Below are 12,530 nucleotides of genomic sequence, written 5' to 3' on the forward strand. Positions count from 1 at the left end.
CGCGCATGATTAGTACTCCACGTTCTGGTTGCGTCGGCGAATTGTCGTGACCTCGTCACGCTGGTTTCCGGTGGGGCCGTGGTAGTTCAGCGCGAAGGACTGCTGGGCGTAGCCGCCGATCAGGTGCGACGGCTTGATCAGCACCCGGGTCAGCGCGTTGTGGATACCGCCGCGCTTGCCCTTGGCTTCCTTGGTCGTGGTCTCGGTGCCCTCGATGCGCGGCACGTCCACCGCGCGGTCCTGCGCGTGGTACATGAAGACCGTGCCCTCTGGCATGCGGTGCGAGACGATGGCGCGGGCGACGACGATGCCGTTGCGGTTGATCGCCTCGATCCAATCGTTGTCGGCGACACCGATCTTGGCGGCGTCGCGGTCCGACATCCAGATCGTCTGACCGCCGCGCGAGAGCGTCAGCATGTGCAGGTTGTCCTGGTAGGCCGAGTGGATGGACCACTTGGAGTGCGGCGTCAGGTACCGCACGGTCACCCCGCCACCGGCGACATTGCCGATCGACGGTTCGGCGAACAGCGCGGTCATGTCCAGCGGCGGCCGGAAGATCGGCAGCTGCTCGCCGAGTTCGATCATCCAGTCGTGATCGAGGTAGAAGTGCTGGCGCCCGGTGAGGGTGTGCCACGGCTTGAGCCGCTCGACGTTGATGGTGAACGGCGAGTACCGGCGGCCACCGCTCTCACTGCCCGACCACTCCGGCGAGGTGATCACCGGGACCGGCCTGGCCTGGGTGTCGGCGAAGGTGATCTGCTTGCCCTCGGCCTCGGCCGCGAGGTCGGCCAGCTTGGTGCCGGTGCGGCGCTCGAGCTGGTGGAAGCCCTCGACCGCGAGGCGGCCGTTGGTGGTGCCCGACAGCGCCAGGATGGTCTCGGCGGCGAAGGTGTCCTTGGCCAGCGACGGCCGCCCGGCCGCGATGCCGGAGACGACGGTGCCGTTCTTGCCCGCGAGGTACGCCACCTCTTTGTCCGGGTAGGTGGTGATGCCCTTGGTGGTCACACCCAGGGTGTCGACTAGCGGGCCCAGTGCCGCGAGCTTCTCCGCGATCTTGGTGTAGTCGCGTTCGATCTCGACGATCTTGGGCATGGTCTTGCCCGGAATCGGCTCGCACTCACCGGCTTTCCAGTCCAGCACCTTGCCGCCGGCCTGCGCGAGCGCGTCGGGGGAGTCGTGCTGCAACGGCACCGCGACGATGTCCTTGCGGGTGCCCAGGTGCTTCTCGGCCAGCCAGGAGAAACCGCGCGCGATCCGGTGGAACGCCTCGAAGTCGGTCTTGGCCTCCCACGGCGGGGAGATGGCGGGGGAGAACGCGTGCACGAACGGGTGCATGTCGGTGGAGGACAGGTCGTGCTTCTCGTACCAGGTGGCGGCCGGCAGCACGATATCGGCGAACAGCGTGGTGCTGGTCATGCGGAAGTCCAGCGCCAGCAGCAGATCCAGCTTGCCCTCCGCGCCCTCCTCCCGCCATTCCAGTTCCTGTGGCCGCACGCCGGTGGCGTCGGTGGTCTGCAGGTTGGAGCCGCAGCCGAGCAGGTGCTTCTGGAAGTACTCGTTGCCCTTGCCCGAGGAGCCGAGCAGGTTGGCCCGCCACACGGTGAGCACGCGCGGGAAGTTCTCGGGAGCGTCGGGGTCTTCACAGGCGAACCGCAGGTCACCGGACTTGAGCTGGGAGACGACGTGGTCGGCGGCGGTGGTGCCCGCGGCGGCGGCCTCGTCGCTGAGGTCGAGCGGGTTGCGGTTGAAGGTCGGGTAGCTCGGCATCCAGCCGAGCCTGCTGGCCAGCGCGATGTTGTCGGCGGCGGTGCGGCCCGCGAACTTGCCCTTGCCCAGCGGCGAGGCGAAGGCGTCGGAGGTGAACGGGTCGTAGCGCCATTGGTCGTTGGTCAGGTACCAGAACACGGTGCCCTGCATCTGGCGCGGCGGCCGCTGCCAGTCCGAGGCCGACGCCAGCGTGGCCCAGCCGGTGACGGGACGGCACTTCTCCTGGCCGACATAGTGGGCCCAGCCGCCGCCGTTCTTGCCCTGGCAGCCGGTGAGCAGCGTCAGGGTGAAGAACGCGCGGTAGATCTGATCGGAGTGGAACCAGTGGTTGGTACCCGCGCCCATCAGGATCATCGAGCGGCCGCCGGAACGCTCGGCGTTGTCGGCGAACTCGCGACCGATGCGCGCGGCCTGCACAGCGGGCACACCGGTGATGGTCTCCTGCCAGGCCGGGGTGTACGGCGACTCGGCGTCGTCGTAGCCCTTGGCCCACTGGCCGGGCAGACCCTCGCGGCCGAGGCCGTACTGGGCCAGCAGCAGGTCGAACACCGTCGTGACCCGCTTGCCCGCGACGATCTTGGTCGGCACGCCGCGGATGATCGACTCGGCGGAGTCGGTGTCGAAGCGCGGCAGCGCGATCTCGGCGGGCGCGTCGCCCGAGTGGCCGAGCAGGGTGAGCAGCGGGTCGACACCCTCGAGATCGAGGTTCCACTTGCCCGCGTCGCCCTCGCCGAAGCGATGGCCGAGCGAACCGTTGGGCACGACCGGGTTCCCGGCCTGGTCCAGCAGCACCGGCTTGTGCTCGACGCCCTCGCCGGTCTGGCCCAGGTCGGCGGCGGTGAGGAACTTGCCGGGCAGCGCGCCGCCCTGGCCGTCCGCCTCGTCGAGGCAGATCAGGAAGGGCAGGTCGGTGTAGGACTTGATGTAGTTCAGAAAGCTCGGCGTCTGCTTCTCGAGGAAGAACTCCTTGAGCACCACGTGGCCCATGGCCATCGCCAGCGCCGCGTCGGTGCCCGGTCGCGCCGCGACCCACTCGTCGGCGAACTTGGTGTTGTCGGCGTAGTCGGGGGAGACCACCACGACCTTCTGGCCGCGGTAACGCGCCTCGGTCATGTAGTGCGCGTCGGGCGTGCGGGTCACCGGGACGTTGGAGCCCCACATGATCAGGTAGCCCGCGTCGAACCAGTCGGCCGACTCCGGCACGTCGGTCTGATCGCCGAAGACCTGCGGCGAGGCCACCGGCAGGTCGGCGTACCAGTCGTAGAACGAGAGCATGTAGCCGCCGATGAGCGATACGAACCGGGCGCCGGTGGCGTGGCTGACCATCGACATCGCGGGAATCGGCGAGAAGCCGGCCACGCGGTCGGGTCCGTACTGCTTGATCGTGTAGACGTGCGCGGCCGCGGCGATCTCGGCGGCCTCCCACCACTCGGCCCGGACGAAACCGCCCTTACCGCGCGCGGTCTTGTAGGCCTTGGCCTTGGCCGGGTCCTCGACGATCGACTCCCACGCCAGCACCGGGTCCTTGAGCTCGGCCTTGGCCTTGCGGTACAGGTCGAGCAGCGTGCCGCGCACGTACGGGTAGCGCACCCGGGCAGGGGAGTAGGTGTACCAGGAGAACGACGCGCCACGCGGACAGCCGCGCGGTTCGTATTCCGGCTTGTCCGAGCCCACCGAGGGGTAGTCGGTCTGCTGCGACTCCCAGGTGATCACGCCGTCCTTGACGTAGATCTTCCAGGAGCACGAACCGGTGCAGTTCACGCCGTGGGTGGAGCGCACCACCTTGTCGTGCGACCAGCGGTCGCGGTAGAACGCGTCGGCGTCGCGACCGCCGACCTTGTACACCGACCGGTTGTCCGGCGAGACCTCACCGCGCTGAAAGTATTTACCGAGGTTCAGCAACGTGTCGCCGATATCGGTGGGCGACGGACCATGAGTGCGCGAATTAACCACGACGCCCCCTTCGAGCTGTGCTTTCGGGCTGATAGGGGCAACTGTAAAGAGACCGGGTGCTCCGGCAAAACGAACTTTTCACATCCTCGGTGACCCCTCGGTGAGCTGTGAGGTCGGCGAAATCTCGTGGTCACGGACGCGGCTCGGGCGGCGGCGCGCGATTCGGGGCCGACCTGGGTCAACGGGCGGCGACCTGGCTGAACGGGAGTCGCGCGGAGCCTGTTCCCGGGCCCGCGGTGATGCTTCGGAAACCGCTGGTTCTCGGGCGGTTTACATTTGTTTACACATCCGGCGGGCTCGCTGAACAGGGAAGATGTGACGGCCCGCACACCGCGCGGGGGTTGTCGCGGCGGAGTCGGCGCCCGTGCGGGAGGGGTGGATCGAGGTCGCTCGCGCGTCGACTGGCGTGCGGCGGCGAAGTCTATAGCACTGCTGTACGGAAAGAATTCGAATCCTTTTATTTCGCCTCGGCCCTTGGTGTTTCGTGATCGCGCCCACAGTTGCCGGTCGGTAACTACCCAATAGACAACGCGTCAATATAAAGAAACGGCAACTTTTCCGTTCGGCGATTGGTTCGAGGTTGAAACGTCATCCAGGATGGGGCGGTGCAGACAGGGAGGGTTGGGGTGCTACCGAAGTCATCGTCCGACGGGCCGGCTGGTCCGCCGAAGCCGCCGACACTCGGCGGGTTGCTGCGGCGACTGCGCGACGATCGGCGGATTTCCCGGGAAAAACTGGCTTTCGCGGCCGGTGTCAGCTCGAGCTACATCACGCATCTGGAGAGCGGGGACCGGGACCGGCCGACGCAGGCCGTCGTCGAGGCGTTGGTGCGCTACCTCGACCGGATCACCCCGGTGACCGACATCGAGCGCAGGCATCTGTTCGATCTGGCCGGGCTCGCTCCCGTGGACAATCCGTCGGTCGACGACCTGCGCGCCGAGATCAACGCCGAGATGCGCCGGACGCTGGCCCTCCAGGAGCCGAACCTGGCGGCCTATGTCGACACGCGCTGGAATGTGCTGGCGGGCAACAACTCCTATCATCGCGCGTTCCCCGGCTTGGTCGAGGACGTGAACATCCTGCGCTGGTTCTTCGGCAACCCGCTCTCGCGCAAGGTGATGGTGGAATGGGAGAAGGAGTCGACCCTGACCGTGCACTGGCTGCGCGGTCTGATCGGTCAGCAGGGCGGCGGTGAGTGGGCGGCGGAGCTGCTCGACGAGCTCGCCCAGTATCCGGACTTCCGGCGGATCTGGGACGACGGCGACACCGTCTACGGCCGCGAGCACACCGCCATGCGGCTGTGTGATCTGAACACCGGCGAGTACTACACCGTCGACGTCCAGCTCTTCCGCCTCGACTCGGTGGCCTACCCCGGCCGCATCCAGTACTACCTGGCGGTGCGGGAACCCGACGGCGCCTAGATGCCGGCGACGGCGACCGGTGCCGCGGTGTGTGGTGTGCGGGTGGTGACCAGCTCGATCAGTGCGGCGGCGACGTCGTCGGGGTGGGTCACGGGGGCTCCGTGACCCGCGCCGGGCACCGTGTGCACGCCGCGTGCCCCGGGGAGTCCCGCCGCCAGCCGCGCGCATTTCTCGGCGGTGCTGCTGTGGTCGTATTCGCCGCGCAGGACGAGCGCGGGCACGGTGATCTCGCCGAGCCGCTCCAGCACGGAATCCCGATCGATCAGGCACCGGGCCGCCGGATGCAGGGCCGTGCGATCGTGGGTCAGCCAGCGGGTGATCCACCAGCGCCAGATATCCGGGCGATCGCCCCCGATCAATTGGGGCGCCAATTCTTCGGCCAGTGGCACCAATTCCGCGGTGCCGCACCATTCGTCGAAGAATTCTTCGTAGTAGGTTTCGTCGGCCCGGGTGCACGCGCCCGCCTCGGTGTCGAGCAGGGCGAGTCCGCTGACCCGTCCCGGCGCGAGCAGCGCCATCCGTAAGGCGGCGTATCCGCCCTGGCTCATTCCGCCGACCACCGCGGTTTCGACGCCGACCGCGTCGAGCACGCGCAGACCGTCCTCGGCCAGGTCCCAGTAGTCGAAGCGCGGGTCGGCGCCGTAGCCGGTCCGGCCGTGACCGCGGGCGTCCCAGGCGATGACGTTGATGCCGTTGTGCGCCAATATGGTTCGAATCGGATCGAACATGGATTCGTCCATCAGGAATCCGTGGGCGAGCAGCAGGGTGGGCCCGCGAACCGCGCCGGTACGGAAATGGATGTTCACCGAGTCGGAGTGCACATAAGGCATGTTCGAAACATACAAGTGCTGACGACCATTTCGCCCCGCCGTCAGAAATGTGGTCACCGCCGGTTCTGTGAATTCACTGGCGAGTGTATGTACCTCGAGGGGGTGTGCCGATTTACCGCCTGCTATGGACACATGTGTTCACGGCCGATTGGATCGAAGGACAACGACGTACGGCTCGATCAGAGAATTTCGGGGAGTGAACTGATGAGGGTGACGGAGTACGGAAATCACGCACATATATGGCTTGCCGCCGCGGGCGACGGGCTCTCGGACACCTTCGCGGTGTGCGGTGCGGAAGGCAGGGCCATCTGGTATGGCCCCTATCTCGACGCCGATGTCGACCATCCACGCGGTGACCGCCACGCCGCGGCCATGGGTGCCGCGGGCCGCGCGATCTGGCTGGCCGGCCGGGCCCGCGACGATACGGGCGTCGACAAGGCGACCCTGCACCTGTCGGTCAGCGACGACGAGCTCGACGCCGTCACGCTGGCCTGCACCGCATCGATGGCCGGTCTGGCCCTCGATCTCCTTGTCACCGAGGACAATCCAGCCCAGGACTGGTGCCATGCCTTCGGCAGGCTCGACTGGAACTCGGGCCCACTGACCAGCCTGGTCGATCCCGCCGAGCCGCCGAGCGCGCCGGTGCTCCGCTCGATCACCGGCGGCCTCGAACAGCAGTCCGAACCACAGGAAGGGCCTGTCATGCACGAAAACGCCACGGATCACTGGTCGGAACTGCGCTCGGCGTTGGAGGGGCTGCTGCTGCACGACGCGATCGGCATGGACGCCAAGATGCGCCACGCCGTCTCCGCCGTCGTCCACCTCACTGTCGACACCCCGCACGGCCCGCCCGAGGACGCCGAGGAGTTCCTCGGCCGCTTCGACGCCTCCTGGCTGGTGGCGTCCTGGCTCGGCCACGACACCGAGCTCTCCCTGATCGCCACCCTCGCCGCGGGCGAGATCCCGGCCCTGTCCTGGTGCGAACTGATGTTCACCACCACCCTGGCTCCGTGGTCGACCAGCCCTGTCGCCGTGCACGCCCGCCGGGTATTCACCACGGTGCAGCGCGGAAAGCTGGGTGCGGTCCGGGCGCACGTCAGCTGACCGCGCCCGGGCCGATCGGTCAGACCGCCGCGCCGACCTCGACCTCGGTGAACGACCCGACCCAGCGATGCGGCGGGCGCGGCGGGTTGGGTTCGCCCGTGCGGTGCACGCCGACGGCCTGCCATCCGGCGGCCACGGCGGCATCGAGTTCGTCCGGGTGGTCGGACAGGAACAGGATCTGCGCGGCCGGGACGCCGATGCGCTCGGCGATGACGTCGTAGGACGCGGCCTCGCGCTTGGGGCCGGCGCTGACCAGATCGAAGTGATCGGTGATCAAGCCGGACAGGTCGCCGGACTCGGCGAAGGCGAACCAATCCCGTTGGTTGCGTTCGGAACCCGACGAGTACACGTACAGGTCGAGCCCGGCCGCGTGCCAGGCCGACAGCGCGGGCACCACGTCGGCGAAGAACCGCCCGTGCAGCGCGCCCGCCCGGAACCCCTGGGCGCAGATCGCGCCCTGCGCGGCCTTGAGCGGCTCGGCCTTGACATCGGAACGCAACCAGCCGATGAGGATCTCGGCGATCCGGTCGGTGCCGGCGTAGGGCTCACCGGCCAGCTCCCTGGTCTGGGCGAGCACGGATTCCGCAGCGCCGGCAGCGTTCTCGGCCAGCCAGGCGGGCAGCCGCTGCTCGGTGTAGCCGTAGAGGTCGTTGCGCACCGAATCGGTGGGGCTGGTGGTGCCCTCGATGTCGAGGACGACGGCGCGGGTCACGACGCGGCGAGCAGTTCGTCCAGCGTCGGGAAGCCCGCGCTGATCTTGTCGCCGGTGAAGTCGCCGATCCAGCCGTCGGCCTCCTCGAAGAAGCGGATGGCGATGAAGTCGGGCCGGGTACCCATGTCGAACCAGTGCAGGGTGCCCGCGGGGACCGAGAGCAGATCGCCGGCTTCGCAGACCGTCGCCAGCACGGCGTCGCCGAGGTGCAGGTAGAAGCAGCCGCGACCGGCGGCGAAGAAGCGCACCTCGTCCTCGGCGTGGCGGTGCTCGTCGAGGAACTTCGCGCGCGCGCCCGCCGCCGTGGCGGGCCATTCCGGGTTGTCGTCGTCGGGGTGGATCCGGGCGACGTCGATGTGCTCGTAGCGGCCCGCCGCGTTGAGTTCGCCGATCTGCGGAGCGTAGTGGGCGAGCAGGGTGTCGGAGTCGGTGTTCGCGGCGTCGGCCAGCACGTCCCAGCGTGAGAAGGCGATGCCGTGCTTGTCCAGCTCGGCGGCGATCTCGGCGGTATCGGTGGTGCGTACGCGCACGTCGGCGGCGTTGTCGGCGGCCATCACTTGCAGCAGGGTCATTGTCTATCCGATCTCGAGTGGCGTGGCGTCGGTGCGCCCCGTGCGGGCGATCAACTCGCACAGGGCTTCCAGGCATTCGGCGCGATCGCGCGCCTGGGCAAGAGTGTCACCCCAGGTGGTGATGCCGTGCCCGGTGATGAACAGAATCGGTGGGGCGCCGGGGTTATCGCGCAGATAGGTCTCGATGTCGGCGCCGATGCGCGCGACCTCGGGCCAGTTCGGGAACACCGGGACCGCCACCGCGGCCGGGTCGGCCAGGCCGAAGCCCTTGAGCAGCTCGTATCCGGTGATCGACAGCGTACTCACCGCGTCACCGGGCCGCGCGGCGGTGGTCGCCAGCGCGGTCGCGAACGGCGAGTGCACGTGCACGACGGCCCCGGCCGCGCGGGTGCGGTAGACGGCGGTGTGAATGCTGGTCTCCGCGGACGGTTTCCGGCTCTGGCCCGGGCGCGGCGTCGTGTCGGCCACGGCGACCAGGACCATATCCCGTTCGGTCAGTTCGCCTTTGGACAGCCCGCTCGCGGTGATCAGCGCGTCCTCGTCGAGCCGCACCGAGATATTGCCCGCGGTGCCCGGCATCCATCCGCGCTCGTAGAGCTGGCGCGCGGTGGCCGCGATCGCCGCGCCCTGGGTGGCATGCGGCTGCGAAATCCCGTAGACCACACCGTTTTCGGTGACGACGGCGGTCACCAGATCGGCGGGGGTCACGTCGAAGGCGGGGTTGAACACGGCGGTACCCGCGGGTGCTGTCGCCACTGCGCCGAACCCGGTGACCTCGGCGGCGGCCCGCTGCTCGACCACGATCTGCGCGCCGGTCGCCATCGCGGTGTCACGGGTGGACTCCGGCGCGACCACGATGAACGGGATGCCGTGGTGGCGGGCGGCCAAAGCCAGGGTGAAGGTGCCGATCTTGTTGGCGACGTCGCCGTTGGCCGTGATCCGGTCGGCCCCGACGAGCACGGCGTCGACCTGCCCGGTGGCCATCGCCCAGGCGGCGGCGGAATCGATGGTCAGCCGGTGCGGGATGCCCGCCTCGGCCAGCTCCCACGCGGTGAGCCGGGCGCCCTGCAGCAGCGGCCGGGTCTCGTCGACGATCACGTCCGCGACCGCGTCGCGCTCGTGCAGCACCCGCAGCGCGCCGATCGCGGTGCCGACGGCACTGGTGGCCAGGCGGCCGGTGTTGCAGTGTGTGAGCAGCCGCAGCGGCCCGTCGCCACACAGCCGCTGCACCAGGTCGGCGGCGTGGGTGGCGGCGGCCAGGTTCACCCGGCCGTCCTCGGCGAGCAGGTCGAGGGTCTCGGCCAGCACTGCGTCGGCGCCGTCGGCGATCCGCCCGCGCACCCGCTCGACCGCCCAGGCCAGGTTGACCGCGGTCGGCCTGGCCGCCGCGATCCGATCGGCCTCGGCCTGCACGGCGGCCTCGTCCACCACCCCGCCCGCGGTGTGCGCCCTGGTCGCGATGACCACGCCGAACGCCCCCGCGATCCCGATCGCCGGGGCGCCGCGAATGGCCAGCGTGGTGATCGCGTCGATGATCTCGTCGACGGTACCCAGGCGCAGCTGCCGCGCCTCGTGCGGCAGCCCGCGCTGGTCGATGGTGAGCAGCGCTCCGTCGTCCCAGGTGAGCGAGCTGTCGTCCATCGGTGTCCTTACTTCGGGTCGGTCATCGTGCCTGATAAACGGTATCCGACCTGGTCCGGGCACGAAGCCCGGGCCCGGTCGCCCCGGTCACTCGGCGACGTATTCCGCCTCGCGCTCCACGGCGTCGATCGTGGCCTGCGGTACCTGGATCGGACCGGGGGTGTAGGTGATCGCCCGCAGCGACCCCGTGTACCGGAACGGCCCACGGCGCTCGCGCAGCTCCCCGTCGACCGGACCGCGCGCGTCGACGCCGACCGAGATGCCGGTCCACGGCGCCATGCCGACCAGCTGCACCTGATCGGTGAGCTCGGCGACCGCCGCCCCGTCGACCTCGACCACGAAGTCCCAGCGCAGGTGCGGCCGGATCGCCGCGCGCACGGTGATCTCCCCGGCCCCGCCCGGCAGTGCGGCCGCCACCGACGCGTAGCGGCCGTAGCTGTTGACGCCGAACACCACCTCGTCGTTCTCGACATAGAGCAGGTAGCCGCCCAGCGGGTCGCCGTGCGCGACGAGCACGCCTTCGTCGCCCGGCCGGAAGCCGGTGACCGTGGGACTGTCCCCGGCGGGCGTCGGCGACTCCGCCCGGCGACCGGTGAGCTCGGCGGTGATGGTGAAATCGCGGTAGGCGATCAGGCGCTGTGAGCGGTAGCGCTCCAGGGTCGGCGTGCCGGGCAGCAGCCGCACCGGTGCGGCGAACCGGGCTTCCTCGGGACGGCGCCGGAACAGGTCGGCGCGGGTGAGCAGCGGGAACACGGTATTCGCCCAGGCCGATTCGTCCCAGGCCGCGGCCAGCTCGGCGGCCTTGTCCGGGTACTGCGCCGAGAGATCGTGCAGCTCGGTCGGATCGGCGCGCACATCGAACAGCTGCCAGTGCGGCGCGTCCAGATCGGCCCCGGCCTCGTACAGCGACAGCAGCTTCCACCCATCGCGATAGAACCCGCGATGCCCGGTCATCTCCGAGTACTGCTCGGTGTGGCGGGTCGGCGCGGCCGGATCGCGCAGCAGCTCGGCCGCCGAGACACCGTCGAACTCTTTGGCGGGCAGCCCGTTACGCACCGACGGCCGCTCCAGTCCGGCCAGCTCGAGCAGGGTCGGGGCCAGATCGGTGACATAGGCGTACTCGTGCCGGATGCCGGTGTCGGCGTCGGTGCGCGGCAGGCCCTTCGGCCACGACACCACCAGCGGCACCCGCACGCCACCGGCGAAGGTCTGGCCCTTGTAGAAGCGGAACGGCGTGTTGGACGCCTGACCCCAGCCGCGCGGGTAGTGCACACCCAGCTCGGCGGTGCCGATCAGGTCCTCGTCGTGCGGGACGTCGCCGACCCAGTCCGGATCGTCGATATGGGCGAACTCGGCGAAGTACGAGCGGGTGCCCTCGGGGCCGCCCTCGGCGGTGCCGCCGTTGTCGGAGGTGAACACGATGATGGTGTTGTCGAGTTCGCCCAGGTCCTCGAGCAGATCGACGATGCGGCCCAGGCTCTGGTCGATGCTGTCGACCATGCCCGCGTACACCTCCATGTACTTGGCGTAGCGCCTGCGCTCGTCGTCGGAGAGCGAATCCCATTCCGCGGCTTCGTAACCGGGCTCGGTATTGCGCGGCTTCTGCTGCGTGCCGGGCGGGAACAGGCCCTGGGCCAGCTGTTCGGCGAAACGCTGGCGGCGCAGTTCGTCCCAGCCCTCGGCGTAGCGGCCGCGATACTTCGCCTGGTCCTCGGCCTTGGCCTGCAGTGGTCCGTGCATCGCCACGTGCGCGAAGTACAGGAAGAACGGCTTGGTGGCATCGTGGGCGCGCAGGTCCTTGAGGTAGGCCAGCGCCTTGTCGGTGAGATCGTCGGTGAGGTAGTAGCCCTGCGGGTACTCCTCGATATCGACCACCGAACTGTCGGAGACCAGCTGATTCGGGTAGTAGAACGAATTCAGCCCCTCCAGCGATCCGTAGTAGCGGTCGAAACCCCGTTGCGTCGGCCAGGAATCGCGATGCGCCGACGGATTCATCGTGGCGTCCCGCACGAGATGCCATTTCCCCACGGCGTAGGTCGCGTATCCGTTGCCGCGCAGGATCTCCGGCAGCGTGAGCACGTCGTCGGCCAGTTCCAGGCGCAGTCCGGGATAGCCGGGATCGGCATTGGCGACGAAGCCGAAACCCGCGCGGTGGGAATTGATTCCGGTCAGCAAGGCCGCGCGCGAGGGTGAGCACAGCGGCGTGGTGTGGTAATTCGACAGGCGCACGCCCTGGGCGGCCAGCCGGTCCAGCGTCGGCGTCTCGATCTCGGAGCCGAACGGGCCGATATCGCTGTAGCCCATATCGTCGACGAGCACGACGACGATATTGGGCGCGCCGGCGGGCGCGGTCGGGGGAGAGGTCCATTCCGGGGTGGAATCGGCCGAGGTGCGACCGGCCGAACCACCGAAGGATTCGTAACCGCGAGCGTGGGGTGGAACAGGCATTCTGGCAGTAAAGGTGACATATTCCCTGGTCACCAGGGTTATATGCATCTTGCGCGGAATCGGTGACCCCTGCGGCGCAACT

Annotated in this window: 8 protein-coding genes; 2 read left to right on the forward strand and 6 right to left on the reverse strand. The window is 68.9% G+C overall.

The annotated features are described in order from the left end of the window. Positions 1 to 9 precede the first annotated feature (9 nt). The gene (locus tag ACIO52_RS06180) at positions 10 to 3,720 is read right to left on the reverse strand and encodes a nitrate reductase subunit alpha (RefSeq protein ID WP_316575852.1); all 3,711 of its coding nucleotides are present in this window, start codon (positions 3,718 to 3,720) and stop codon (positions 10 to 12) included. Positions 3,721 to 4,409: 689 nt separating this feature from the next. On the opposite strand from ACIO52_RS06180, the gene ACIO52_RS06185 reads away from it, so the two are divergent. Then, complete coding sequence (locus ACIO52_RS06185) at positions 4,410 to 5,141, forward strand: helix-turn-helix transcriptional regulator (protein WP_402642041.1); 732 nt, start codon at positions 4,410 to 4,412, stop codon at positions 5,139 to 5,141. On the opposite strand, the gene ACIO52_RS06190 is transcribed toward ACIO52_RS06185, so the two are convergent. After that, entirely contained in the window at positions 5,138 to 5,971 is an 834-nt protein-coding gene (locus tag ACIO52_RS06190) for an alpha/beta fold hydrolase (RefSeq protein WP_402642044.1), read from the reverse strand. The two genes, ACIO52_RS06185 and ACIO52_RS06190, sit on opposite strands and share 4 nt — an antisense overlap. Before the next feature lie 204 nt (positions 5,972 to 6,175). On the opposite strand from ACIO52_RS06190, the gene ACIO52_RS06195 reads away from it, so the two are divergent. Further along, entirely contained in the window at positions 6,176 to 7,075 is a 900-nt protein-coding gene (locus tag ACIO52_RS06195; RefSeq protein WP_218717997.1) for a hypothetical protein, read from the forward strand. 19 nt (positions 7,076 to 7,094) lie between these two features. Here the strand turns inward: ACIO52_RS06195 and mtnC are convergent, their stop codons facing one another. The 4 genes from mtnC to ACIO52_RS06215 form a co-directional block, all read right to left on the reverse strand. Further along, entirely contained in the window at positions 7,095 to 7,787 is a 693-nt protein-coding gene (gene mtnC, locus ACIO52_RS06200; protein ID WP_402642047.1) for an acireductone synthase, read from the reverse strand. After that, positions 7,784 to 8,359, reverse strand: a complete 576-nt coding sequence (locus ACIO52_RS06205; protein ID WP_218717995.1) for an acireductone dioxygenase — start codon at positions 8,357 to 8,359, stop codon at positions 7,784 to 7,786. Before ACIO52_RS06205 ends, mtnC begins: the two co-directional genes overlap by 4 nt. Positions 8,360 to 8,362: 3 nt before the next feature. Next, complete coding sequence (mtnA, locus tag ACIO52_RS06210; protein WP_402642051.1) at positions 8,363 to 10,000, reverse strand: S-methyl-5-thioribose-1-phosphate isomerase; 1,638 nt, start codon at positions 9,998 to 10,000, stop codon at positions 8,363 to 8,365. 87 nt (positions 10,001 to 10,087) lie between these two features. Beyond that, positions 10,088 to 12,448, reverse strand: a complete 2,361-nt coding sequence (locus ACIO52_RS06215; protein WP_402642054.1) for an arylsulfatase — start codon at positions 12,446 to 12,448, stop codon at positions 10,088 to 10,090. Between the last annotated feature and the right edge of the window lie 82 nt (positions 12,449 to 12,530).

The organism is Nocardia sp. NPDC087230 (genome assembly GCF_044744725.1).
Classification (GTDB): domain Bacteria; phylum Actinomycetota; class Actinomycetes; order Mycobacteriales; family Mycobacteriaceae; genus Nocardia; species Nocardia canadensis.